The sequence below is a fragment of the Jatrophihabitans sp. genome (assembly GCA_036389035.1).
Lineage (GTDB): Bacteria > Actinomycetota > Actinomycetes > Mycobacteriales > Jatrophihabitantaceae > Jatrophihabitans_A.
Window position 1 is genome coordinate 171,455 of the sequence record DASVQQ010000011.1, and the last position, 23,385, is coordinate 194,839.

The 23,385-nt window shown below is 71.5% G+C and carries 22 protein-coding genes; 5 read left to right on the forward strand and 17 right to left on the reverse strand.

Annotated elements, in window-relative coordinates:
- Nucleotides 1-154 precede the first annotated feature (154 nt).
- Nucleotides 155-760 carry a GreA/GreB family elongation factor gene (locus VF557_08615; protein ID HEX8080258.1) on the forward strand — a complete coding sequence of 202 codons (606 nt, stop codon included), beginning with the start codon at nt 155-157 and terminating at the stop codon, nt 758-760.
- A 21-nt stretch (nt 761-781) separates the two neighbouring features.
- Here the strand turns inward: VF557_08615 and VF557_08620 are convergent, their stop codons facing one another.
- The 11 genes from VF557_08620 to VF557_08670 form a co-directional block, all read right to left on the reverse strand.
- Nucleotides 782-1,522 carry an SDR family oxidoreductase gene (locus VF557_08620; GenBank protein ID HEX8080259.1) on the reverse strand — a complete coding sequence of 247 codons (741 nt, stop codon included), beginning with the start codon at nt 1,520-1,522 and terminating at the stop codon, nt 782-784.
- Nucleotides 1,510-2,523: a glycosyltransferase family 9 protein gene (locus VF557_08625; GenBank protein ID HEX8080260.1), complete on the reverse strand. Its 1,014-nt coding sequence runs from the start codon at nt 2,521-2,523 to the stop codon at nt 1,510-1,512. The genes VF557_08620 and VF557_08625 overlap by 13 nt, the downstream gene beginning before the upstream one ends.
- Nucleotides 2,523-3,944: a D-glycero-beta-D-manno-heptose 1-phosphate adenylyltransferase gene (gene rfaE2 / locus VF557_08630; protein HEX8080261.1), complete on the reverse strand. Its 1,422-nt coding sequence runs from the start codon at nt 3,942-3,944 to the stop codon at nt 2,523-2,525. The genes VF557_08625 and rfaE2 overlap by 1 nt, the downstream gene beginning before the upstream one ends.
- Entirely contained in the window at nt 3,941-4,669 is a 729-nt protein-coding gene (locus VF557_08635; GenBank protein HEX8080262.1) for an SIS domain-containing protein, read from the reverse strand. Before VF557_08635 ends, rfaE2 begins: the two co-directional genes overlap by 4 nt.
- Nucleotides 4,666-5,988, reverse strand: a complete 1,323-nt coding sequence (locus VF557_08640) for a glycosyltransferase (protein ID HEX8080263.1) — start codon at nt 5,986-5,988, stop codon at nt 4,666-4,668. The genes VF557_08635 and VF557_08640 overlap by 4 nt, the downstream gene beginning before the upstream one ends.
- Before the next feature lie 16 nt (nt 5,989-6,004).
- The gene (locus tag VF557_08645; GenBank protein ID HEX8080264.1) at nt 6,005-6,985 is read right to left on the reverse strand and encodes a glycosyltransferase; all 981 of its coding nucleotides are present in this window, start codon (nt 6,983-6,985) and stop codon (nt 6,005-6,007) included.
- Nucleotides 6,982-8,061 carry a glycosyltransferase family 9 protein gene (locus tag VF557_08650; protein HEX8080265.1) on the reverse strand — a complete coding sequence of 360 codons (1,080 nt, stop codon included), beginning with the start codon at nt 8,059-8,061 and terminating at the stop codon, nt 6,982-6,984. Before VF557_08650 ends, VF557_08645 begins: the two co-directional genes overlap by 4 nt.
- A complete protein-coding gene (locus tag VF557_08655; protein ID HEX8080266.1) occupies nt 8,058-9,581 on the reverse strand; it encodes an HAD-IIIA family hydrolase in 1,524 nt (507 codons plus the stop codon). Before VF557_08655 ends, VF557_08650 begins: the two co-directional genes overlap by 4 nt.
- On the reverse strand, nt 9,578-11,347 hold the full coding sequence (locus VF557_08660) for a carbamoyltransferase C-terminal domain-containing protein (GenBank protein ID HEX8080267.1): 1,770 nt from the start codon (nt 11,345-11,347) through the stop codon (nt 9,578-9,580). Before VF557_08660 ends, VF557_08655 begins: the two co-directional genes overlap by 4 nt.
- A gap of 204 nt (nt 11,348-11,551) precedes the next feature.
- Nucleotides 11,552-12,511, reverse strand: coding sequence for an NAD-dependent epimerase/dehydratase family protein (locus VF557_08665; GenBank protein HEX8080268.1), 960 nt, complete (start codon nt 12,509-12,511; stop codon nt 11,552-11,554).
- A 210-nt stretch (nt 12,512-12,721) separates the two neighbouring features.
- Nucleotides 12,722-16,171, reverse strand: coding sequence for an EAL domain-containing protein (locus VF557_08670; protein HEX8080269.1), 3,450 nt, complete (start codon nt 16,169-16,171; stop codon nt 12,722-12,724).
- Nucleotides 16,172-16,531: 360 nt separating this feature from the next.
- Between VF557_08670 and VF557_08675 the strand changes: the two genes are divergently transcribed.
- Together VF557_08675 and VF557_08680 are read left to right on the forward strand one after the other, a co-directional pair.
- Nucleotides 16,532-16,903 carry a hypothetical protein gene (locus VF557_08675; protein ID HEX8080270.1) on the forward strand — a complete coding sequence of 124 codons (372 nt, stop codon included), beginning with the start codon at nt 16,532-16,534 and terminating at the stop codon, nt 16,901-16,903.
- 47 nt (nt 16,904-16,950) lie between these two features.
- Nucleotides 16,951-17,469, forward strand: coding sequence for a DUF1360 domain-containing protein (locus tag VF557_08680; GenBank protein HEX8080271.1), 519 nt, complete (start codon nt 16,951-16,953; stop codon nt 17,467-17,469).
- Between the two features lie 36 nt (nt 17,470-17,505).
- Here VF557_08680 and VF557_08685 read toward each other — a convergent pair whose 3' ends face one another.
- On the reverse strand, nt 17,506-18,303 hold the full coding sequence (locus VF557_08685) for an SDR family oxidoreductase (protein HEX8080272.1): 798 nt from the start codon (nt 18,301-18,303) through the stop codon (nt 17,506-17,508).
- Nucleotides 18,304-18,399: 96 nt separating this feature from the next.
- Here VF557_08685 and VF557_08690 point away from each other — a divergent pair, with 96 nt between their 5' ends.
- Nucleotides 18,400-18,603 carry a hypothetical protein gene (locus VF557_08690; protein HEX8080273.1) on the forward strand — a complete coding sequence of 68 codons (204 nt, stop codon included), beginning with the start codon at nt 18,400-18,402 and terminating at the stop codon, nt 18,601-18,603.
- Nucleotides 18,604-18,624: 21 nt separating this feature from the next.
- On the opposite strand, the gene VF557_08695 is transcribed toward VF557_08690, so the two are convergent.
- The 4 genes from VF557_08695 to VF557_08710 all read right to left on the reverse strand — a co-directional run bounded on the left by VF557_08695 (nt 18,625) and on the right by VF557_08710 (nt 22,018).
- Nucleotides 18,625-19,194 (reverse strand): hemerythrin domain-containing protein, encoded by a 570-nt coding sequence (locus VF557_08695; protein HEX8080274.1) that lies wholly within the window; start codon nt 19,192-19,194, stop codon nt 18,625-18,627.
- Nucleotides 19,195-19,413: 219 nt separating this feature from the next.
- Complete coding sequence (locus VF557_08700) at nt 19,414-20,430, reverse strand: NAD(P)/FAD-dependent oxidoreductase (protein HEX8080275.1); 1,017 nt, start codon at nt 20,428-20,430, stop codon at nt 19,414-19,416.
- Nucleotides 20,427-20,954, reverse strand: coding sequence for an isoprenylcysteine carboxyl methyltransferase family protein (locus VF557_08705; protein ID HEX8080276.1), 528 nt, complete (start codon nt 20,952-20,954; stop codon nt 20,427-20,429). Before VF557_08705 ends, VF557_08700 begins: the two co-directional genes overlap by 4 nt.
- Nucleotides 20,948-22,018 carry a 3-oxoacyl-[acyl-carrier-protein] synthase III C-terminal domain-containing protein gene (locus tag VF557_08710; GenBank protein HEX8080277.1) on the reverse strand — a complete coding sequence of 357 codons (1,071 nt, stop codon included), beginning with the start codon at nt 22,016-22,018 and terminating at the stop codon, nt 20,948-20,950. The genes VF557_08705 and VF557_08710 overlap by 7 nt, the downstream gene beginning before the upstream one ends.
- Nucleotides 22,019-22,081: 63 nt before the next feature.
- On the opposite strand from VF557_08710, the gene VF557_08715 reads away from it, so the two are divergent.
- Entirely contained in the window at nt 22,082-22,909 is an 828-nt protein-coding gene (locus VF557_08715) for a UbiA family prenyltransferase (GenBank protein HEX8080278.1), read from the forward strand.
- Here the strand turns inward: VF557_08715 and VF557_08720 are convergent.
- Nucleotides 22,906-23,298, reverse strand: a complete 393-nt coding sequence (locus tag VF557_08720) for a hypothetical protein (GenBank protein ID HEX8080279.1) — start codon at nt 23,296-23,298, stop codon at nt 22,906-22,908. The two genes, VF557_08715 and VF557_08720, sit on opposite strands and share 4 nt — an antisense overlap.
- Nucleotides 23,299-23,385: the final 87 nt, after the last annotated feature.

Here is a 23,385-nt window from a genome sequence, read left to right on the forward strand (position 1 = left end):
GCCGGTGTGCCACACGAGAAGATCACGCGGTCGATAGTTGTGCGATTCGGCGAAACTGGCAGCCGGTGCTGTCGTGCCGTACCGTCTACCTCAGAATTGGGTCGGCCCAGCAGGTGGTTTCGCCAGTTCAGCTCAACCGCCGGAGCGCTCAGCCATGACTTCGACCCTTCCTGCTCGCACTGCCCGCAAGTCGACCCGCAAGTCCGCCGGCGTGGCGCCGCCCGCTGCCGAGTCCGTCCCAGCCCCGACCGCCACTGCTGATGCCGTCGAGCACGCGATCCGCGTCCGGCTGGACGACCTCAAGGCCCAGTGCGCCGAAGCGCTGGCCCAGTACACTCCGCCTGGCTCGTGCGGTGACGCCGCCGATCGGTGCGCCAACGTCGAGCTCGCGATCACCATCGAAGACCTGCAGGCCCGGATCACCGAGCTGGAGCTGATGCTGCAGGCGCCCAAGAGCCTGCGGCAGCCACGCCGCGCCGGCCGCAAGAGCCGGCCGGCCGGCTCCGTCCAGGTCGGCAGCCAGGTGCAGCTCAGCTTCGACGGCGGCCGCAGCCGCGAGACGTTCGTCCTGCTGCCGCACGAACTCGCCCTCGGCGACGACGAGGTGGTCACGCCCAACAGCCCGCTCGGGCAGGCGCTGCAGGGCGCGGTGCCCGGTGTCCAGGTCAGCTACCGGGCCGCCAACCGCACCACCATCACCGTGGAAGTCATCGCGGTCGACGGCCAGGAATTCACACCCCAGTCGGCCAAGTCGGCCTGAGCGAGGCGGTTCGCCGGCTGGTCAGCGTGGCCAGCCGGGCTCTCGCCGGGAGTTGATCACCAGGTTCTGCACGAAGGTGTCCGGCGGCAGCGTCAGCATGAATTCGACCGCGCTGGCGACGGTGTCCGGGTCCATCATCACCTCTTGGGACAGCTGCCACTGATCCATCATCGGGGTGTTCATGGCGCTGGGCATCAAGCCGTGGATCCGAGCCGGCCAGCGGTACTCGTAGGCCTCGCGCTGCATGATCTTGGTGAGCATCGCCAGCGCGGCCTTGGAGCTGTTGTAGGCCGCCGCGTCCGCGCCGACGGTGATCGCCGAGATCGAGATGACGTTGACCACGTCAGCGGGATAGCGGCGTTCCTCGGCGCCGAGGGTCTTGAGGAACTGTCGGGTGGTGTACAGCGGGCCGGACTGGTTGACGGCCAGCACGTCCTGCCACTGCTGGTCCGAGATATCGAGGATGCCGGCGCCCCGGTCGGTTCCGGCATTGTTGACCAGGGCGTCGAAGCGCTCGCCGAACCGGGCCGCGGTGGTGTCGATCGCCTCGGCGACACTGGCCGGATCGGTCACGTCCAGCAAGCAGGACGAGGCACTGCCCCCGGCGTCAGACACCAGCCGGACGGTTTCCTCAGCGCCCTTGAGATCGACGTCGGCGACCACCGGATGCGCTCCCCCGGCAGCCAGCCGTCGCGAGATCGCCCGTCCGAGGCCGCTACCACCGCCGGTGATCAGAACCGCGCGTTGCTCTAGTGTGCGCATGTCGACTCCTCATCCTCAGGGCTCATTGACTGACTGAACATCGCGGGCCGGTCGCCGGGCAGCCGCTCGACCGCGTCCAGCACCTCCTCGACGGTGATCGCCAGCAAGGCCGGATCCACCTGCTGGCCGTGCGGGTCACCGGTCCCGTCGCCGTGCCACAGCACCCGGTGCGGGCCGCCCGCGGGTGGCCCCCAGCTCGCCGGTGACACCGGCCCGAAGAGCAGCACCGACGGGGTGCGGTAATTCGAGGCGACGTGGGCCACCCCGGTGTCGCCGCAGATCAGCAGTCGGGCGCGCCCGATCAGCGACACCAGCTCCGGCAAGGACAACCCCAGCAGTGCCGGCGCCTGCGCCTGCTCGGCCACCGAACGCGCCAGCGCGGCCTCGTCCGGCCCACCGGTGACGACCACCCGATGACCGCGCTCGCGCAACGCCGAGGCGAGCGCCGCGAACCGCCGCGCCGGCCAGCGTCGGGACGGGGCGGCCGCGCCCGGGTGCAGCACCGTCAGCGACGGCGGCATTCGCACCGGCGGCAGCCGCATGCAGCCCACCGCCTGGCAGCCGGCCGGGCTTTCCAGCGGGCTGCCGGGGGCCGGCAGCACCTCGGCGACCAGCCGGCACCACCGGCTGACCTCATGCTCGCCGGCCAGCCACCGCGGCCCGACCAGGCTGCGGGCGGGATCGGCGAAGCCGTACAGGCGCGGGGGCGTGAGGGCGCTGAGCAACCGCCGGCTGGCCGGGCCGTTGCCGTGCAGGTCGAGTGCCACGTCCAGGCCGGCCGGCCTCGGGCTGATCGGCGCCAGCTCGGCCGCCGGCAGCAACCGGTCCACCGCCGGGATCAGCGGAACGAGCGGCGCGAACACCGCCGGCGCTGCCAGCACCACCTGGTGGCCGGGCAGCGCGGCTTTGATCAGGCCCAGCGCCGGCAGCCCGGTGATGAAGTCACCCAGCCCCAGCGCGCGCAAGGCCAGCACAACCGGCCGGCCGTCGGTCGGGCTCACTACGCCGGGCCGCCGGCGGCCAGTTCGGCATGCCTTGCCAGTTCGACCAGGGCGGAGGTCGAGCGGCCCTGCAGGTACGGAACCGTCACCGCCTCGCCACCCCATTCGGCCAGCACCGCCGCCTCCGGCAGCGGCACCCCGGAGTAGTCGCCGCCCTTGGCCCAGATGTCCGGCCTGATCCGGCGCAGCACGGTGGCCGGGGTGTCCTCCTCGAAGACCACCACCGCGTCCACGCACTCCAGCGCGGCCAGCACCCGGGCCCGGTCGGCAGCGGGTTGCAACGGCCGCTGAGCGCCCTTGAGCCGGCGCACCGAGTCATCGGAGTTCAGGCACACCACCAGGCAGTCTCCGACCGCTCGGGCGGCTTGCAAGGTGGCGATGTGCCCGGCATGCAGCAGGTCGAAACAGCCGCCGGTGGCCACCACCACGCCACGCTGGCGCCGGACCCGGTCCAGCAGCGCGTCCAGTCCGGCGAGGGCTGATTCGGCGTCGGACAGTTCCGCGTCGGACAGTTCCGCGTCGGACGGTTCGAGCCGGTAACCGGCTGCCGCTCCGGAGGCGACGAAGCGGCCGGCTGCCGCGACACCGAGCGCGACCGCCTCGCTGGGCAGCACGCCGTCGGCCAGCCCCGCGGCGGCCGCGGCGGCGAAGCAGTCCCCCGCCCCGCAGGTGTCACCGGCGCTGACCTGGGTCGGCGCAATCAGGTGCGGGGCATTGTCGGCAAGGCAGAACATCGCGCCCCGGGAGCCGAGCGTCACGCAGACCGATCCGGCTTGCCACTGTCGGGCCAGTTGCTGAGCGCCGCGTCTGATGGCGGCCAGCGACGCGCCCGCGTCCATCGTCACGAAGCCGGCCAGCTCGGCGAGGTTGGGAGTGACCAGGGTGCTGCCGGGAACCGGGGCGGCGCCTCGCGGGTGCGGATCCCAGACCAGCGGGCAGCTCAGCGCCGCCAGCGCGGCTCGGAACGCCGGATCCGCGCTCACGCCCCGGCCGTAGTCCGCTACCAGCACCGCGGCGGCCGAACTCAGGACGGCCAACGCGCGCTCGGGCAGCGGACCGATCGCCCCAGGGGCACCGCCGCGGTCCAACCGGGCAACCGGGTGCTCGGCCACCCGCAACCGGGTCTTGACCGGGGTGCTGCCGGCCCAGGGCACCGCCACCAACTCGAGCCGGCCGGCCAGCATCCGGCGCAGCTGCCGGCCCGCATCATCGGTCGCCACCGGCGCGACCAGCACCACCGGCCGCCGGCCCGCCATTGCCCGCGCCGCCAGCACCGCGGCCAGTGCCGCGCCGCCCGGACGCCGGTGCTCGACCGGATCGTGCAGCACCGGAACCGGCGCCTCCGGCGACAACCGGGCCGAGTCGGCGATCAGGTCGATGTCGAGCATCACATCGCCGACCACCACCAGCGGCGCGGTCATCGCGCCCACCATCGGCCCAGCTCAGCCTCGCCGGGGGGCAGCCCAGCCTCACTGGGAATCAGCTCAGCCTCACCGTGGATCAGCTCAGCCTCGCTGCGGATCAGCTCAGCCTCGCTGCGGATCAGCCCAGCCTCGCCGCGGACCAGCTCGGCGTCCATCGCCTCGCAGATCAGGTGCAGGGCCACCAGGTGCAGTTCCTGGACCGTGGCCGTCGCCGGGCTGCAGATCGGCAGCACCTCCTCGGCGACCTCGGCCAGCGGATTGGGAACCGGGCCCGTCATCGCCCAGGTCCGCAGGCCGCAGTCCCGAGCCCGGACGGCAGCGGCGATCACGTTCGGGCTGCGACCCGACGTCGACATCAGCACGCACACGTCACCGGGTCGGCCGTGCGCCTGGACCTGCCGGGCGAAGACCTCCTCGATGCCGTAGTCGTTCATGATGGCGGTCAACGCCGACGGCTCGCTGTGCAGGGCGACGGCCGAGAATGGCGCCCGGTCCTCGGCATACCGACCGACGATCTCGGCGCTGAAGTGCTGGGCCTGGGCCGCGCTGCCACCGTTGCCGGCGACCAGCAACCGCGAGCCGGAGCTGAGCGCGCCAGCCAGCCTGGTCCCCCAGTCCGCGGCGATCTCGGCGGCCGGGCCGAATTCGGTCAGCGCCTGGGCAAGCGCCTGGACGTGGGCCATCGCCAGCCGCCTGGGCAGGCCGGTCAGCAGCTCGGTCATCGCGCCACCTCCACGGTCACGTCGGACAGCTGGCCTGCCGTCGCCGGCCGGGCCAGCGGGCCTGCCGTCCCCGGCCGGGAAAGCTGGCCTGCCGTCGCCGGCCGGGCCAGCGGGACTGCCGGCGCCAGCCGCTCGGCCAGCACGCTGCGGTAACACGCCTCGGTCTGCTCGGCGACGGTGCTCCAGCCGTAGCGGGCCAGCACCCGGTCCCGACCGGCCTGGGCCATGGCCAGCCGCCGGGGCCGGTCGGCCAGCAACTCGTTCACCGCCGCCGCCAGCAGCTCCGGACGTCGCGGCGGCACCAGCCGTCCGGTGACGCCGTCGAGCACGGTGTCGCGCAACCCGCCGACCGCGGTGGCGACCACCGGCAGGCCGGCCGCCATCGCCTCCAGCGGGGTGATGCCGAACGGCTCGTACCAGGGCACGGCCAGCAGCAGGTCACACGAGCGCATGATCTCGGGCAGCTGGGCATGCGGCTGCCGGCCCAGCAGCCGGACCCGGTCCCCGACTCCGTGGCCGGCCGCCAGCGCCAGCAGCCGCCGGGACTCCTCGTCATCTGCCAGGCGGTCCGGGGCCGGCCCGCCGACCACCAGCAACTCGGCGTCGGGCACCCCGGCCAGTGCCTCGATCGCGTCAGCTACGCCCTTGCGAGGCACCAACCGGCCCAGGATCAGCAACCGGGCCGGCCGGTCGCCGTCGCCGCGTGCCGCCCGTCCGGCCGGGGTGAACAGGTCCAGATCCACGCCGCAGGGCACGATCTCCACCCGGTCGCGCGGCACCCCCATCGACCGCAGCTCACTGACCTCGTCGGTGCAGGTGGCGATCACCAGGTCGGCGGTGCGCGCGATCAGCCGCTCGGCGCCGATCCGCTCCGGCGGGCTGGTGTCCGAGCTGCCCTGCCAGCGCCGTTTCACCTTTCCCAGCGCGTGAAAGGTCTGCACCACCGGCAATCCGAGCCCCGCCGCGGCCTGCAGCGACGCCAGCCCGCTCATCCAGAAATGCGCGTGCACCAGATCGGGCCGTTGCCGCCGGCAGCGCTCGGCGAGCTGAAGGCCGAAGCTGTCCATGAACGGCAGCAACTCGTCCTTGCCGATAGCCGCGGCCGGGCCGGCGCTCAGGTGCTCGACCCGCACGCCTGGCAGCAGCGGCACGCTCGTCGGCGTGCTGGGGTCCTCCCGGCGGGTGTAGACCACCACCTGGTGCCCGCGCCGGGCCAGCGCGGCCGAGAGCGCGGCCACGTGCACGTTCTGGCCACCCGCGTCGACCCCGCCCAGGCAGGCCAGCGGGCTCGCATGCTCTGAGACCATCGCGATCTTCATCTGCTCGCCTCCACTCTCATCTGGTGAGCCCGTCCAGCAGCACGTCCCAGTCGGCCAGAAATCTCTTGAGCCCATAGCGTTCGAGCGCCGCGGCCCGGGCGGCCAGCCCGCAGGCCCGGGCCAGCTCCGGTTCGGCGAGGAAGCTGCGCAGCCGCGACGCCAGCCGGCTGACGTCGGTGCTGATCTCGCCGGCCTCGGGGGGCACCGCGGCCACCGCCTCGGTGGTGGCCAGGGCGAGCACCGGCATCCCCAGCTGCATCGCCTCGATCAGGGTGAGGCCGAGCGAGGTCCACCGGGTCAGGTGCAGGTAGGCCCGCCGCCGGGCCAGCTCGGTATGCATCTGGTCCTGGGTGGCGATCTCGGAGTACCCGACCAGCCGGTCCGGCGCCAGGCCGGCAGCGCGAGCCCGCCCGTCGGTGAACTGCTCTGCCTGCATGCCGAACAGATCGACCGGCGCCACCGGAAGGAACTGCTCGATCAGGTCCGCTCCGACGATCCGACCCCGGCGGCCCGGCTCGTTCACCACCACCGCGGCCCGGCTCAGCTCGCCGGTGTAGCGGGCGCCGGGATCGACGATGCCGTGCTCGATGACGGTGCTCGGCGCGCGGCCGTTGTCCCAGAACAGCTTGTTGAAATGGGTCACGTGAACCAGCGCGATATCGGAGCGGTCAGCGAGATGGTGCCGTTGCGTGCAGGGCGACTCGTCCGGGGTGTTGTGCTCCAGGTAGACCGCGGGCAGCTCCTTGCCCGGCTCGCGGCCCAGCCACCGGCGCACCAGCTCCAGCTCGTTCGGCCGTTGCAGCAGCACCACGTCGAAGTCCTGCTCGCGCAGCGCGGCAGGCGCCAGTTCGGTGACCGAACCCGGCCACGACCAGGTGCGAGCCCGTCCCAGACCGTCCGGGCCACGGTCGGGCAACACCGGAACGACGTAGTCGTGGCTGCCCTGGACGAAGGCCGTCATCCAGCTTCCGTGCACGTGCCAGAGCAGGATTCTCATCCGGTCACCGCCAAAGCCGGTGCGGTCGTCTGTTGTCTGACAATCCGTATGACAGCAGCGACCACCGTCGCCGGATCGACCCCGCTGAGGCAGGGATGCCCCGGCACGGGGCACGTTGTCCGGCGGCTGCCCCGACAGGCCGCGTCCTGATCGCCGAGCAGCGCCACCGGCACCCCGTACGGGGCCCACCGGGTGGCCGGCACCACCGGGGAGAACAGCGACACCACCGGCGTGCCGACCGCCGCGGCCAGATGCGCCGGACCGGTGTTGGCGACCAGCACAGCCGAGGCTCCGGCCAGCAACCGGGCGAGTTCGGCCAGTTCCAGCTGGCCGGCCAGATCCAGCGCCTTGGCCGCAAGGGCGGTAGGCAGGCCCGCATGCGCCGCGGCCACGATGCCGGCAGTGAGCTCGCGCTCGGACTCCGAACCGGTCACCAGTACCTGCCAACCCGCCACGCACAGCTGCCGGACGGTCTCGGCCCACAGCGGAGCGGGATAGGCTCGGGCCGCCGCCGTGGTGCCCGGATGCACTACCAGATAACAAGATTCCGGCTCAGCGAGGCAGCCGTCCGGCGGCGCCGGCAGCCGAACGGCCAGCTTGCCCTGATCGCCGGGCGGCAGTTCATAGCCGGCTGCCCGCACCGTGGCCAGCATCCGCTCGGGCTCGGGCCCGTCCTCGGCGACCGGCAGCCGCAGGTCCAGCAGCGAGCCGGGATAGTCCTCGCTGCTGGCCACGATCCGCCGAACGCCGGCCAGCCGCAGCAGCAGCGCGGTGGGCAGGGGTGACTGGTGGAACGAGGTGAGGATCACGGCCTCGTCCAGTCCCAGGCCGGCCAGCCGCTCGACGAGATCGGCGATCTCCGCCGGCGACACGCTGGGCGCGGGGTTCGCGATCCACGGGCAGGCCCACACCAGCACCTCGTCCACCCCGGGCAGCAACCGACCGGCAGCCTGCCCCAACGGCCCGGTGAGCAGCGTCAGGTGGTCCGCCGCGGCTGCCACCGCCCGGATCGCCGGCCCGGACACCAGCACATCACCCATGCTGTCCAGGCGCACCACCAGCAAGCGGCGGCTCACCGCAGGCCGGCCAGGACGAGATCTACCGCTTCGGCCAGGTCGGCGGCCCGCAGCGGCGCGGCCGCCACCTCCTCGCGCCGGGTCTGCTCCGTCGGAACCAGGATCGAGGCCGCGCCCGCCGCCGCGGCCGAGCCGATGTCGGACCCGATGTCACCGATGACCACGCAGTTGCCGGCCGAAACTCCCAGCTCGGCGGCCGCCTGGCGGATCAGGCCGGGTGCGGGCTTGCGGCACCCGCACCCCGCCTCGTCGGTGTGCGGGCAGACGAACCAGCCGTCGAACGGCCCCAGCAGCGCCTCGATCCGGGCGTTGACCGCCTCGACCTGGGCCGCGCTGAGCAGGCCACGGCCGATGCCGGACTGGTTGGTGATCACCGCCACCGGGATGCCGGCAGCTCGCAGCCGATCCAGTGCCCGCCGGGCTCCTGGCATCGGCGACACCGCCGCCGGATCGCCGTTGTAGGGCACGTCACGCACCAGCGTGCCGTCGCGGTCCAGCAGCACCGCGGCCGGCCGATCGGCAGCCGGCTCGCCGGGCCGGCCGGTGCCGCGGCTGGCCAGCGCCCGCAACCAGAACCAGCTGGCGGCGGGTGGGATCAGCACGCTGGTGCTGATCATCCGCAGCACCTCGGCCCGGTCGCGGGGACCCGGCGCGATCCGGCGCCAGCTGAACTCGGCGGTGTTGCCGGCCCACACCAGCCCGGCCAGCGCCGCCGGCCGCCGGTGGCCGGTGGCCGCGGCGGTCAGGGCCGCCAGTGCGGCCGCCGTGCTGAGCAGGTGCTGGGGACGCCGGCCCAACGGCGCGGCGGCACGACGGCGCCACCCTCGGCCATGCAACCGTCGCATCAGCACGTCATCGGCATTGCCTCGCTGCTGGTGAACGCTGGCCCACCAGCCCGCCGGCCGCACCGGGTGCACCGTCCGCCGATCACCCCGGCACAGCTGCCACCCGCGATCCAGCATCCGCAGCGCCAGGTCGGCGTCCTCGCGGAAGGCGCGTGGAAACCGCTCGTCGAAGCCGCCGCAGTCCAGCAAGGCGGACCGCCGGTAGGCCATGTCAGCGGTGATCCAGGCGGCGGTCGCCAATCCGGCGGTGCCGCGCTCCCAGTCCCGTGGCCGCCGGTCAGCCGGCAGCGGCACCTCGATCCGCCCCTGCGAACCGCTGACCGCCGCCGATGCCGTGGCCAGGTCGTGCTCGAGACCAGCCAGCCAGGTCGGGCTTACCAGCACGTCGTCGTCCAGAAACGCCACCCAGTCGCTGTCACACGCCCGCCAACCGGCGTTGCGGGCGGCAGCCGGCCCCCGGCCTCCGCTGCGCAGCACCGTGATCGGCCAGCCCGCCGCCCGGTGCCCGGCCAGCTCCAGCGCAGTTGCCGGATCGGGCCGGTCATCCACCAGCACGACCGGCGGCAACGCCCGCCCGGTCACCGTCGCCGACTCGGCAAGGCTGTCCAACAACACTGGGAGCGAGCGGCGACCGACGGTCGGGATCACCACCGCGTAGCTCGGTCCAGCGCTCATTGCGGCGGCCCCGAGTCCGAGAATCCGGTGTCTGACGGCCCTGAGTCCGGCAACCCAGTGTCTGACGGCCCCGAGTCCGACGATCCCAGGTCCGGCAACCCCAATTGCGGCAACAGGACGGGCGATGTTCCCAGGCCGGGCCGGCGCACCGCGAACGGGCCGATCGCGAGCAGGTCGACCGGGGTGGAGCCGAAGCACTCGAGCGCGTCACGGGGCGAATCAACCATCGGCCGGCCCGCGGTGTTGAGACTGGTGTTGACCACCACCGGCAGGCCGGTGCGCTCGGCGAAGTGTTCAAGCAGCCGGGCCACCAGCGGCTCGGTGGCCGGATCGACGGTCTGGATGCGGGCCGTTCCGTCGACGTGCACCACTGCCGGGATCTTCTCGCGCCACTGGTCGGCCACCTGGTGGACGAACAGCATGTACGGCGACGGGATCGGCCCGGCGCTGAACAACTCCGCGGCCCGGGAGGCCAGCACCATGGGCGCCACCGGGCGGAACTGCTCGCGGCCCTTGACGTCGTTGAGCCGTTCCAGGTTCTCGGCGCGGCCGGGATGCGCCATCAGCGACCGGTGCCCGAGCGCCCGCGGGCCGTACTCGCTGCGGCCCTGGAACCAGGCCACGATGCCGTCGGCGGCCAGCGTCTGGGCGGCCGCCTCGGCGATGTCGGCGGGCCGGTCGTAAGGCAGCTTCGCCGTTCGCAGCGCCGCCTCGATCTCGGCGTCGCTCCACTGCCGGCCGAGGTCCGCTCCGGGCATCGCGGCAGCCGGTTCGCCGAGTTGCTGGGCGCCGGCAAGCGCGGCTCCCAGGGCGGTGCCGGCGTCACCGGCGGCCGGTTGCACCCATACCTCGGAGAACCCGCTCTCGCGCCACAACCGGCTGTTGGCAACGCAGTTCAGCGCGACCCCGCCGGCCAGCGCCAGCTTGGTGCTGCCGGTCCGGGCTCGCAGCCAGCGGGCCAGCTCCAGCAGCACCTCTTCCAGAACCGCCTGCAGGCTGGCCGCCAGATCGGCGTGCTCAGCGCTCCAGGGCTCGTCCGGTCGGCGTTTCTTGGCAAGGGAATTCCAGTCGACACCGCTGGTCCGGAACCCGCCGTCAGGGTGGGCGTGCACCAGCGGGCGCAGGTCATCGAGGTAACGGGGCGTGCCGTAGGAGGCCAGCGCCATCACCTTGAACTCGTCCGAACTCCGCAGAAAACCAAGGTGCTCGGTGGCGTCCTCGTACAGCAACCCCAGCGAGTGCGGCAATTGCTGGCTGTGCAGGATCTGCAATTCCCCTTGTTCATAAAGGCCTGCCAGTGAACTGTGCCGCTCACCCCGGCCATCGAGCACCAGCACGGCGCAGTCCTGGTCGAACGGCGCCGCCAGTCCGGCCGACGCGGCATGCGCGACATGGTGCGCGACGAAACTCACCTGTGAGGGGTCCAGTCCGGGCAACGCGCTGGCCAGGAAATCCGGAGCGGCGACCGCATAGCGCTGCCGAAGTTCGTCCCAGGGGTCGAACACCCCCAACTGGTCCGCAGGCAGGTGCAACGCCGGGTCGAAAGAATAGGTCACTGCGTCTAGGTCACCGGGTTTCAAACCGGCCTGTTCCAGACACCACGCCGCCGACAGCTCGGGTAATTCCCACGCGGAGAACGGCACCGGGCGCTTGCCGTGCTTGCGCCTGCTGAACCGTTCCTCTTCGGCGGCCGCGACTATCTGACCGTCCACGATCAGCGCTGCCGCCGGATCGTGATAGAGAGCATTGATGCCCAGGATTCGCATCTTCCCTGCCGTCGTCGACACATCTGCGAGCGCGGCCGCACGATCGATCAGGTAAGTCCGCGAAAGCGATCAGGTAAGTCCGCGAAGTAAGGGGCGGTGTGGTTCACCGCTGCTCGATGGTCACGTCCAATCGAGGTGCTGCCGCAAAGCTGACTGCTCAGCTAGCAGCGACTCTAGGTCAGAGAAGCGCTTCTCCGCCAGCACTCACCCGAAACCAGCGGCCAGGCGCTGGTTTTGAATGGCCGCAATGGTGCGCCGGATGCCTTCGTCCCAACTGATCTGCGGTCGCCAGCCCAGTTCTCGCTCGATCAGGGTGGTGTCCGGACGGCGAACCAGCGGATCGTCAACCGGCAATTCGATGAACCGGATCTCTGAACGCGAACCGGTGGCCGCGACGATCTGTTCGGCAATCCGCAGAATCGTCATCTCATCCGGGCTGCCCACATTGACCGGCCCGGCGAGGTCGCTGGCGGTGACCGCCAGGATTCCTCGCACGGTGTCGTCCACGTAACAGACGGACCTGGTCTGGCTGCCGTCACCTGCCACGGTCAGGGGCTCACCGGCCAGCGCCTGCTGGATGAAGGTCGGGATCGCCCGGCCGTCGTCGGCGCGCATCCTAGGGCCGTAGGTGTTGAAGATCCGGACGATAGCGGTGTCGATGCCATGGGTGTTGCGATAGGCCACCGTCAGCGCCTCGGCGAACCGCTTGGCCTCGTCGTAGACACCGCGCGGGCCGACCGGGTTGACGTGACCCCAGTAGTCCTCCGGTTGCGGGTGCACCTGCGGATCGCCGTAGGTCTCCGACGTGGAGGCCAGCACGAACCGGGCGCGCTTGTCCTTGGCCAGGCCGAGGGCGTGCAGGGTTCCGATGCTGCCGACCTTCATGGTCTCGATCGGCAACCGCAGGTAGTCAGCAGGCGAGGCCGGAGAGGCGAAGTGCAACACCAGGTCCACCGATCCGGGCACGTGCAGGTAGTCGGTCACGTCGCACTTGATCAGCCGGAAGCGGTCGTCGGAGCGCAAATGAGCCAGGTTGCCCGGCACGCCGGTCAGAAAGTTGTCCAGGCAGGTGACCTCGGTGCCGGCCTCGAGCAGTTCCTGGCACAGGTGTGAGCCCAGAAAGCCGGCGCCGCCGGTCACCACCGCGTGCCGAAAGGTCCTCATCGGCGCGCCAGCGGTGAGAGAGAAAGCCCTTTGACCGTCAGGAAATTCGCCGGTAACCGCTGCGCCGTCATGCCCGCCCCTCCTGGCAGCCGGCCAGGCTGCTTGTCATGCGCTGGTGCGCCTGCCACCAGGATCACATTTCCGGCGATCCCGCTCGCCAGCCTAGAGCGCACTGCTCGCGTCGGACAACGCCACTCAGGACAACGCCACTCAGGCCAGCGCTCGCAGCACCGGCGCGCTCGGCACGGCGCGTTGCGGATGCTGGGCCGCGGCGCTGGCCAGGTGGAAGGACAGGTCCGCCTCCGGCCGCGGCCGGCTGTAGAGGTAACCCTGCGCCGTCTGACAGCCGTACTGCGCCAGCAACCGGGCTTGGGCGGCGGTTTCGACGCCTTCGGCGACCACCTCCAACCCGAGGGTCTTGCCGATCTCCAGGATGGCCGCCACCACCGCGGTGCACCCGGGGTCGGTGCCCAGTCCCGCGATGAATCGCAGGTCGATCTTGAGCATGTCGACCGGCAGCTCGGTGATCCGGGTGAGGCTGCTGTAGCCGGTTCCCAGGTCATCGATCGCGATCCGGATGCCCAGCTCGCGCAATTTGCTGAGATCCTTGCGCAGCGAGTCGGCGATCAGCGGCATGTGCGTCTCGGTCAACTCCAGCACCAGCCGACTGGCCGGCACGCCGTACTCGCCCAGAGCGGCGAGCACGTCCTGGGTGAGGTTGCCCGCCTCCAGTTGGCGTCCTGAGATGTTGACGTGCAAGTCCGGCGCCCGGTCACCCAGCTGGTCTGTCCAGCTGGCAGCCATCCGACAGGACTCGCGCAGCGCGCGCCGGCCGATCGGAATCATCAACGGGCTGGTCTCGGCGACATCGAGGAACTCGCCCGGTCCGAGCACGCCCCGCCGGGGATGGTTCCAGCGCAGCAGGGTCTCCACGGCGATCACCTGCCCGGACAGCAGATCCAGCACCGGCTGGCCGTACATCACCAGCTCGTCGGCGCTCAACGCCGTTTCCAGTTGTGGGCGCAGCCGATTGCTGCGGGCAGCTCGAGCCTGCAGCTGCGGGTCGACGACGGTGACCCGATCCCGGCCGGCCCGCTTGGCCGTGTACATCGCCGCGTCGGCGGTGGCCAGCAGCTGCTCGCCGGTGCTCTGGGGGTCAGCGGTGGCCAGGCCGATGCTGGCGCTGATGGTGAAGGCGCCTGACGGCAGCAGGAACGGCTCCCGAAGCGCCTTGAGCACCCGGTCGGCGACGGCGCCGAGGTCCGAGCCGGCGCCGAGGTCGGCGCAGATGATGGCGAACTCGTCGCCACCGAGCCGGCCGACGGTGTCACCGGGACGCACCGAGCTCTGCAGCCGGCTGGCGACCTGCACGAGCAGCTCGTCACCAGCGGCGTGCCCGGCTCCGTCATTGACCTGCTTGAACCCGTCGAGGTCGAGGTAGGCCACCCCGATCCCGCGCGGCGAGCGCGCGTTGGCCGCGAGCGCGTGCTCCAGCCGGTCCAGCAGCAGGCTGCGGTTGGCAAGGCCGGTGAGGCCGTCGTGCAACGCCTGATGGGTGAGCGCCGCCTCGGCGCGCTTGCGGCCGGTGATGTCCTCGACCAGCGAGATGGCGTAGGGCGCGCTGCCATCGGCCGGGGTCACCGTCGAGGTCGAGAGCAGCCCCCACAGGTCGCTTCCGTCGGCGTGCCGGTAGAGCGCCTCGCGCTGCACCTGGGTGACCTCGCCGCGAACCATGGCGTCCAGCGCGGCGGTGGTGACCGCGGCGTCTTCGGGAACCGACAGCTCGACCACGTCCAGCGTCAGCAACTGCGCCTCGGTGTAGCCGGTGAAGTCGCACATCGCCTGGTTGGCGCGCATCAGCTGGCCGGCCGTCGCCGGATCCAGTGACACCATGCACATCCCCACCGACGCCGCGTCGAAGGCCAGCCGGAAGCGCTGCTCGCTCTCGCGCAGGGCCAGCTCGGCCTGCCGCTGGCTGGTGACGTCGGTCGCCACTGCGATGTAGCCGCTGAGCGAGCCGTCCGGGGCGGTCATCGCCGTGACGGTCAGCTCAACCTGCAGCCGGCGTCCGGAACGGGTCAGGTAGGTCCACTGCCGGCTCTCGGGGTTCTCGGAGTTGGCGTCGGAGATGAACAGCCGGAAGTCGGCCCCGACACCGAGTTCGGCGGCCCGCAGTGCCAGCTCGGCCGGATCGTGCAGCACGATCGTGCTGTTGCCCAGCATCTGCTCCTCGGTGTAGCCGAGCATCTTCTGCGCGCCGGTGTTGAACACCGTGATCTGGCCCAGCGGATCGGTGCCGATGATGGACATCCCGCTGGCCGCGGTCAGCACTCCCCGATAGAGATCCCGGGCGTTGGCCAGTTCGCGCGCCGAGCGCCGGGCGTCGGTGACGTCGTGCGCGGTGCCGCTCATCCGGACCGGGGCGCCGTTCTCATCGACCTGCACCCCGCCCCGGCCGTGCACGATGCGCACCGGCCGGCCCGGCGTCTCGATGGCGAATTCCAGCTCGTAGGGCTGATTCTCGGCCAGCGCGGTCCGCATCGCGGTCATCAGCGCGGTCCGGTCAGCCGGCTGCACCAGCGACACCCAGTTCTGCAGGCTGGGCCGGAAGATCCCTTGGCGCACCCCGAAGATCCGGTACATCTCGGCTGACCAGGTCATCTCCGGCGACTCCAGGTCCCACGTCCACGAGCCCAGCGTGGCCAGCCGCTGGGCCTCGGCCAGCGCTTCCTCGCGCTCGGCCGCGGCCGCCAGCGCGCCGTCGCGGGCCTGGCCGCTCAGCACCAGGATCAGCGTCGCCAGGCAGATCACCGCCAGCAGGGCCTGCAGCACCCATTGCCGGTGCTGCGGATCGCTGATCGAGCTCAGCGCGCCGGCCCCGCCCAGGGTTCCGATGGTGGCCAGCACCGCGGCCGCCAGCGCCGAGATCATCGCCCGCAACGCGCCCAGCCGGGCCGCACCCCACAGCAGCGGCGGCAGCACCAGGAACGCCTGGCCGGCGGTGTGCGCCGGGACGAAGATCCAGCACGCCGCGCCGATGACCAGTGCGAACTGCAGGATCCATTCGGCATTGCGCCGGCCGTGCCCGAACTCCGCCCACACCGCCCGGCGGCTGGGCGCCAGCAGCAGCGGGGTGAGCATGACCAGCCCGAGCCCATGGCTCAGCACGTAGCCGATTGTTCCGGCGACCCATGGCTGGCCGACCAGCAGGAAGCGCAGGGCGATCACCGACGCCGCGGCGCTGACGCCGAGCACCGCCCCGGTGATCAACCGGATTCCGTCGGCGACGCTGGACAGCGGCCTGGACCGGTGTGCGACGCCCGCGGTCAGGAACCGGGCGGCGATCACGCATTCGACCACGCCTGCCACCGTGTAACACGCGCTGGCCAGCACCGGGGTGCCGACCAGCAACCTGCCGAGGCCGCTGCTGAACGCCACGCCTGCCAGCAGGTGCGGCCACCAGCGCCTGGGGGTACGCGCCATCACAGCCAGCGTCAGCCCCGCGGCGGGCCACCAGGCCGCGCTGACCAGTGTCGGGTGGCGCAGCAGCCGGGTGGTGAACACGCTCAGCGTCAGCCCGGCCAGCGCCATCGCCAGCCCGGCCAGCCACGGGGTCCACCGAGCCTTGCCAGCCGGTTGGCGCGGTGGACCTGATCGCACAGCCATACCTTCCGTCGCTTATAGGCAGTTAATCGCCTCTTGAGCTGTCAAGATCACATCGACCAAACATCTCGACACTTGACACCCCGTCCTCGGTGACGCCTTCGGCGTGTGCCAGGCCAGTCCCAGCAGGCCGGCGGCGATAGCAGGCAACGGCTGATCCCACAGCCGACCCGGCTGGCTGTTGCGCCAGGCCAGAGATGCTTTAAGTTGGAATCACGGCTCAAGTACGAGCCACCTCTCGCGGCCGACGGCCGCCATCGGCTGCCGGCCTCTCACGCCACCCAGGGCACCACCAGACATCAGCTGGCCCTCGTGGTCTTCGCCCGTCGGCGGCCGAGCACGAAAGGACCCACCGTTATGACCGACAAGCAGGACGGCCACGCATCGCAGGCAGCGCAGGAGGCCGACGCGGTGGACGAGGTCACCCGCAACACCAAGAGCCAGACCACCGCGGCCAGCTACACCACCACCGACCACGACGTGATCCGCGCCTGGGCGCAGGCCCGCGGCGGCCGGCCTGCGACGGTGTCGGGAACCGAGGACTCCGCTCAAGGCGGCGGGGTGCTGCGCATCGAGTTCGACGCCTCCGAGGAACGGCTCGATGACGCCGACTGGGACGAGTTCTTCAAGGTCTTCGACGACCGGGGACTAGCCTTCGTATACCAGGAGAAGACCTCGGACGGCCAGACCAGCCGGTTCAACAAGCTGGTCAACCGCGACGCCTCCTGAGAAGCCCGGAGTTTCCGACCCGCCCGCACCAGCTACCGGAGTTCACCATGACCAACGCCAGCGTCATCAAGGATTGGGCCCAGCGCGAGGCCGAGATCTATCGAAACGGCGAGGACCGCCCGCTCGGCGGCTACCTCGCCGCCATGAGCGTCTACGCCGGCGCGGTGACCGGCCTGACGCTGCTCGGGCGCCGGCTCGGCGTGCGCGCGCCGCAGCAGATCACGCCGTGGGACGTCGCGCTGTTCGGGATCGCCACCCACCGGGTGACCCGGACCCTCACCAAGGACGCGGTGACGAGCCCGGTCCGGGCGCCGTTCACGACCTACGGCGGCGTGCAGGGACCGGCCGAGCTGCACGAGGAGGTCCGCACCGACTCGCACCTGCGCCACGCGGTGGGGGAGTTGCTGACCTGCCCGTTCTGCCTGGCCCAGTGGGTGTCCACCATGTTCGGCGCCGGCCTGGTCTTCGCGCCCCGGGCCGCCCGGCTGGTGGCGGCCACCTTCGCCACCGTCGCTGTCTCGGACTTCCTTCAATTCGGCTACAGCGCCGCCCAGGGCAAGGAGTGAGCCCGCTGAGCCCAGCGGCTCACCCGCTCCAGTCGCTCAGCCGTGCCGCCAATCGTCGCTGCTGAGGTGTGACCCGGCCTGCGGGCCCATCTGCAGCATCCCGCCGTCGACCACCCAGGACGCCCCGGTCACATAGCTGGCATCGGGCGAGGCCAGAAAGGCGATCACGGCGGCGACCTCGCGGGCGTCACCCGGACGGCCCAGCGGCACCCCGGGCCGGTGCTCGGAATGCGGATCCTGGTCCTCCTGCCCCGTCATCGGGGTGGCGATCTCACCCGGCGCCACCGAGTTCGCGGTGATGCCGTAAGCGCCCAGTTCCAGCGCGATGGTCTTCATCAGGCCGCCCAGGCCGTGCTTGGCCGCGTCGTAGGCGCTGGAGCCGACCCTGGGCTGGTGCTCGTGCACGCTGGTGACCGCGATCAGCCGACCACCCTGGCCGGCGCCAACCATCCGGCGGGCCGCCCGCTGCAGGCAGACGAAGGCGCCGTCGAGGTCGGTGGCCACGGTGTGACGCCATTGCTGGTACTCCATCTCCAGCAGCGGAGCGTTGTCACCGGTGCCGGCGTTGTTGACGAAGACGTCCAGCCCGCCCAACTCATCAGCCAGGCTGTCGATGACATCTCCGCAGCCCGGCAGTTCGGTGGTGTCCAGCCGGGCCACCACGGCCCGCCGGCCGTGCGAGCGCACCTCGTCGGCGGTCTGCTCGGCGCCGGCCTTGTCGGAATGCCAGGTGATCCCGACGTCCATGCCGGCCCGGGCAAGCGCCACCGCGGTCGCCTTGCCGATGCCTGAGTCGGAGGCGGTCACGATTGCCGTCCGCGGGGTGAATGCCATCTCGATGATCCTTTTCTCAAGGTGCACAGCTCGGGTGGTAGGAAAGAAGTCCTACGGCGATGGGAAGAGACTCGCCGCAACGTCAGGAGCGAGCGGATGTCGGAATTTCTGCAGAACATGAGCGAGGGTGTCCTGGGCCAGGACGGCGAGGCCCCCGACCGTGGCCGGCCGGGGACCAACCCGCCCGAGGAGCCTCAGCCCGGCCTGCATCCCGGAGCGGGTGAGCCTGCCGAGCAGTCCGATGACCAGGCCGAACAGGACCAGCCCGAGCAGGGGTTGGGCGAGCCGGACTCGCACTAGCTCGGCTGCTGCCGCTTGGGCTCAGCTGACGCCGCGGTGGGTCACGGCGTCGCGTAACCGGTCGAACAGCCCGGCGACCGGCCCGATCATCAGGTGGCCCGGCGGCTGGTCGGGCGCGCTGGGATGTGGCCTGGTCGGAGCGATCTTCTTCACCGCCTCGACCTGCTGACCCATTTTCACCAGCTCCTGCTGGCTGAAGACCGAGCGCATGCGGGGGAACATCTCGTTCTCCTCCTCGGCCACATGCTCGCGGATCTCGGCCATCAAGGTGTGCAGCTCGGCCTCGAACGCCGGGTCCTGCGGGCTGAGCTTCTCCAACCGCTTCATGCTCGCCTCCGCCTCGGCGTGCTCGTGCTTGGCATGTTCGGCCTCGGCCTCGCTGAGCTTCTCCTTCACCTTGGGATAGACCGCGGCCTCCTCGGCCACCGCGTGCCTGACAAGCTCGATGACCACCTGCTCGGCGACGTCCTTGCGCCTGGAGCTGGACTGCTCGTCGGCGGCGTCGCGCAGGCTCTCGAGCTCGGCGAACATCTGCTCGACCTCTCGATGGTCATGGCTCAGGATCTCGATCACATCGCGTTGCTCGTCCACCTGGAACTCCTTTCGATGCCCCATGGGCATCGACGGTTCGTCACTGTGCCGGAAGGCGAGCGAGACGCCGCGCTGAGCGCGGCCGCATTGGTGCTCAGGCGCTCAGATCGTTGCCCAGGGTGCTCGGTCGCTGTCCGGACCGGCTGGGCGTTCAGCCATAAAAAACCTATCACCATCGCCGCGGCCGGCGCCCGTCCCGCCGAGGGCTGTTCCGGCTGCTCAGCGGGCGAGCTGTCCCACCACTGCCTCGAAGGCCTTCGGCACGGCGGCGGCGGTCCGGACGATGCCACGGCGCAGCACCGGCCGGCCGGCCGTCCAGAGCAGGCCGGCGGTGAGCGCGCGGTACCGGCGGGAGCTGCGTGACCACAGCCGCTCGTAATCGGCCGGCCGGTCGGCCGCCAGGCAGTCGACGAGCAGCCGGGCAGCCGTCAGGCCTACCGTGATCCCCTCGCCGGTCAGCGCGTCGACGTAACCGGCGGCGTCACCCACCAGCAGGACCCGGCCGGCCACCCGGGCCCGGGTTCGCTGCCGCAGCGGGCCGGCGCCCAGCACTTTGGATCCCGGTGCGGCCGAGAGCCGTTTCGCCAGCTCGGGAAACCGGATCAGCTGGTCGTCGAAGCCGGCCCGGTCGCCACTCAAAATAGCGACCCCGATTTGATCGTGTGCGACTGGAGTCAGGTAGGCCTCCGCCGACGGGCACCAGTGCACCTCGACCAGGTCTGCCCACGGCTGGATCCGGTAATGGCGGCGCAGCCCCCAGCGAGCCGTCGACCGGCTCGGCAGGTGCAGGGCAGCCAGCCTGCGCACCGTGGAGTGCAGGCCGTCGGCGCCGACCAGGTACCGGGCAGTCAGCCCGGCGGCCCGCACGCACCCCTCGTCCTGGCGCAGCTCGGTCAGCGACGCCTCGCGCACCGCGATCCCGCGCGCGAGGACCGCCTCGCGCAGGCAGGACTGCAGGACGGTCCGGCGCACGCCGCGACCGGCCGGCCCGGGAAACAGCGCCTGCGCCGAGTGCGAGCCGTCGACATAGCGCACCCCTCGCAACGGCCGGCCGGGCGGCTCGAGCCCCAATTCCGCGAGCGCCTGCAGCGCCGCGGGCATCAGGCCCTCGCCGCAGGCCTTGTCAATCGGCGCCGACCGGGGCTCCAGCACCGTGACCTCCAGGCCGGCGCGGTGGGCGAAGAGCGCGGTGGCCAGGCCCACCGGGCCGCCACCGGCGACCAGGACGTCGATCACGCCCGACCGAGCATCGCCAGCGCCCCGGACTCGCTGCGGATCCGGACGCTCAGCAACACCGCGTTCAGCACGGAGAAGGTCACCGCGGTGAGCCAGGCGGTGTGCACCAGCGGCAGCGCGATTCCCTCGATCACCACCGCGACATAGTTGGGGTGCCGCAGGTAGCGATAGGGGCCCGACGTGACCCGCCCGGCGCCCGGGACCACCACGATCCGGGTGTTCCACTGCCGTCCCAGGGTGCTGATACACCACCAGCGAAGGGCCTGGGCGGCGATCACCAGGGCCAGCATCGACCAGCCCAGCAACGGCAGGAACGGCCGGTCCAGCAGCCACACCTCAGCCAGGCAGCCGACCAGCAGCGCGCTGTGCAGCAGCACCATCGCCGGGTAGTGCCCGGCCCCGGTCTCGATGCCGCCGTGCTGCCTGCTCCAGCGCAGGTTGCGGTTGGAGACCACCAGTTCGGCCAGCCGCTCCAGTCCCACCAGCAGGATCAGGGCGGTGTACGCGATGCCCGAGCTCACCATCGAAGCAGCACCAGCTCAGAGCAGAAGCCCGGGCCCATCGCCATCAGCAGGCCGGGACTGCCCGGTTCGAAGCTGCGGTCGCGGACCGTGTCGGCCAGCACGTGCAGCACCGAGGACGAGGACAGGTTGCCGATCGCGGCCAGCGAGCGCCAGGTCAGCTCCAGCTCACCCTGCTCCAGGCCCAGGGTTCGCTGGATGGCCTCGATCACCTTGGGCCCGCCCGGGTGGCAGACCCAGCCGGCTATCTCGGTGCTGTCCAGCTGGTGGGCGTCCAGCAGCAACGCCACGTCACCGGCCAGGTACTTCTCCACCAGCACCGGGACCTCGGCGTCCAGCACGATCTTGAACCCGGCGGCGCCGACGTCCCAGCCCATGATGCGTTCGGTGTGGGGGTAGAGGTGCGAGCGCGAATCCAGCACCGTGGGCTTGATCTGGGCGATGCCCAGCTGCTCGGCCCGGTGGGAGCCGACCAGCACCACGGCAGCGGCGCCGTCACCGAACAGGCCGGTGGCCACCATGTTGGCAGCCGAGCGGTCCTGCGGTTGCATGGTGAGCGAGCACAGCTCCACCGACAGCAGCACGGCCACCTCGTCGGGGTGGGACTTCAGGTAGTCGTGCACCCGGGCGATGCCCGCGGCGCCGGCGACACAGCCCAGGCCGAACACCGGGATCCGCTTGACGTCCGGACGCAGCCCCACCATCGGGGCGATCAGCGCGTCCAGCGACGGAGCGACCACCCCGGTGACGGTGGTGAACAGGATCAGGTCGACGTCCGAGGCCTCCAGGCCGGCGGCAGCCAGCGCCTCGGTCACCGCTCGCGCGCCCAGCAAGGTGCCCTGCTCGATGAAGACGTCGTTGGACGAGCCGAAGTCCGCCAGCTCCCGGTAGCGCTCCAGCGGCACCGCGGTATGCCGGGTGCGGACCTGGGCGTTCTGGTGGAACCGGCGCAGCAGCGCCCGCTCACGGGCCGAGGGCAGGCACCAGTCGGCGATGGCGTCGGTGATGTCCTGCTGGCTGTAGCGGTGCTCGGGCAGCACGCCCCGGACGCCGGCGATGGTGGTCATCACCCCAGCTTAGGTCTGTCCGCCGGGGGCGCCGCTCCACGCACAGCCCCTATGCTCAGGCCCGTGCTGGTGCGCCCCTCGGTTCTCATCCGCACCAGTCATCCGATCCCGTGCGTGGCGGTCACGGCCCTGGCGACCGCGCTGTTCGCCGTGGCCGGCAAGCCGTTGACGGTGTGCCTGCTGGGAGCGGCGGCGGTGCTGGCCGGCCAGCTGAGCATCGGCTGGTCCAACGACCTGATCGACGCCCGGCGTGACAGGGCGGCCGGCCGCCGGGACAAGCCGCTGGCGGTGGCGCCTGAGCTGGCCCGCCAGGTCAGGGCCGCCCTCGGCGTCACCCTGGTGCTGGCAGTGCTGCTGTCGTTGACGCTGGGCTGGCGGGCGGCCGCCCTGCACGGTGTCACGGTGGCCGGCGGCTGGGCCTACAACCTGGGGCTGAAGGCGACGCCCTGGTCGGCGCTGGCCTACTTCGTGGCGTTCGCCGCGCTGCCGGCGATCGCGACCTCGGCGACACCCGGGTCGGAGATGGCGCCGGCCTGGACGATGCTGGCTGCCGGCCTGGTCGGGGTGGCCGCGCACTTCGGCAACGTGCTGCCGGATCTGCCCGATGACCTGGCAGCCGGGGTGCTGGGGCTGCCGCAGCGGCTTGGCACCAAGGGCTCGGTGCTCGCCGCGATCGCGGCACTGCTGATCGCCGCCGGCATCATCGACTTCCAGACCGGCTTCCGCAATCCGGTGCTGACGGCGCTCGGGACGGCCGCGGTGCTGGTGCTGGCGCTGATCGCGCTCGGCTGCGCCCTGAGACGCCCCCGCGGTCAGGGCGCGTTCCTGGCCACGATGGCCGCCGCTGCCGTCGATGTGGCCATCCTGGCCGTCAACCGCGGTCTGGGCTAGCTGTCGGGTGGATTCCGGCGCACCGGAGGCAGCCCGGTCCCGCCGATCAGCGGGGTCAGCTCCGACGCGGGCGGCGGCGCTGCCTCCAGCGGCCCGCAGTGCCGCCAGCGACGGCCCGCGCCGGCTGCCGGCCGGGGCCAGGCCGAGCGGTCCTCGGGCAGGTCGAAACGCTGCACCGTCCGGTATTCCCGGATCGCGTCGGGGTCACCGGAGGGGTCCAGCAGCCGGGCCGGCACCCAGGCCGAGGTGTGCAGGTAGCCGTTGACCCCGTCGGCGAAGCTGCCGTAGGTCCGCCAGGAGACCAGGCCCCACCAGCTGCCCCCGCTGCGACCCCAGGCATGCAGGTCGGCCAGTTGGCGCACCAGCCGTACCACGACCCGGGGAGTCATCCCGCAAGTATCGAACAGATATTCGAATAGGCCAAGCCGGCGCACCGCCGTGCCGCTGACCATCGCGGATCCGACGCACTGGACACT

What these genes read in the sequence shown, in the direction of transcription:
- VF557_08615 (HEX8080258.1), top strand. Translation starts at nt 155, where the DNA reads ATGACTTCGACCCTTCCTGCTCGCACTGCCCGCAAGTCGACCCGCAAG.
- VF557_08620 (HEX8080259.1), bottom strand. Translation starts at nt 1,522, where the DNA reads ATGCGCACACTAGAGCAACGCGCGGTTCTGATCACCGGCGGTGGTAGC.
- rfaE2 (HEX8080261.1), bottom strand. Translation starts at nt 3,944, where the DNA reads ATGACCGCGCCGCTGGTGGTGGTCGGCGATGTGATGCTCGACATCGAC.
- VF557_08635 (HEX8080262.1), bottom strand. Translation starts at nt 4,669, where the DNA reads ATGACCGAGCTGCTGACCGGCCTGCCCAGGCGGCTGGCGATGGCCCAC.
- VF557_08640 (HEX8080263.1), bottom strand. Translation starts at nt 5,988, where the DNA reads ATGAAGATCGCGATGGTCTCAGAGCATGCGAGCCCGCTGGCCTGCCTG.
- VF557_08645 (HEX8080264.1), bottom strand. Translation starts at nt 6,985, where the DNA reads ATGAGAATCCTGCTCTGGCACGTGCACGGAAGCTGGATGACGGCCTTC.
- VF557_08655 (HEX8080266.1), bottom strand. Translation starts at nt 9,581, where the DNA reads ATGAGCGCTGGACCGAGCTACGCGGTGGTGATCCCGACCGTCGGTCGC.
- VF557_08660 (HEX8080267.1), bottom strand. Translation starts at nt 11,347, where the DNA reads ATGCGAATCCTGGGCATCAATGCTCTCTATCACGATCCGGCGGCAGCG.
- VF557_08665 (HEX8080268.1), bottom strand. Translation starts at nt 12,511, where the DNA reads ATGAGGACCTTTCGGCACGCGGTGGTGACCGGCGGCGCCGGCTTTCTG.
- VF557_08675 (HEX8080270.1), top strand. Translation starts at nt 16,532, where the DNA reads ATGACCGACAAGCAGGACGGCCACGCATCGCAGGCAGCGCAGGAGGCC.
- VF557_08680 (HEX8080271.1), top strand. Translation starts at nt 16,951, where the DNA reads ATGACCAACGCCAGCGTCATCAAGGATTGGGCCCAGCGCGAGGCCGAG.
- VF557_08685 (HEX8080272.1), bottom strand. Translation starts at nt 18,303, where the DNA reads ATGGCATTCACCCCGCGGACGGCAATCGTGACCGCCTCCGACTCAGGC.
- VF557_08690 (HEX8080273.1), top strand. Translation starts at nt 18,400, where the DNA reads ATGTCGGAATTTCTGCAGAACATGAGCGAGGGTGTCCTGGGCCAGGAC.
- VF557_08705 (HEX8080276.1), bottom strand. Translation starts at nt 20,954, where the DNA reads ATGGTGAGCTCGGGCATCGCGTACACCGCCCTGATCCTGCTGGTGGGA.
- VF557_08710 (HEX8080277.1), bottom strand. Translation starts at nt 22,018, where the DNA reads ATGACCACCATCGCCGGCGTCCGGGGCGTGCTGCCCGAGCACCGCTAC.
- VF557_08720 (HEX8080279.1), bottom strand. Translation starts at nt 23,298, where the DNA reads ATGACTCCCCGGGTCGTGGTACGGCTGGTGCGCCAACTGGCCGACCTG.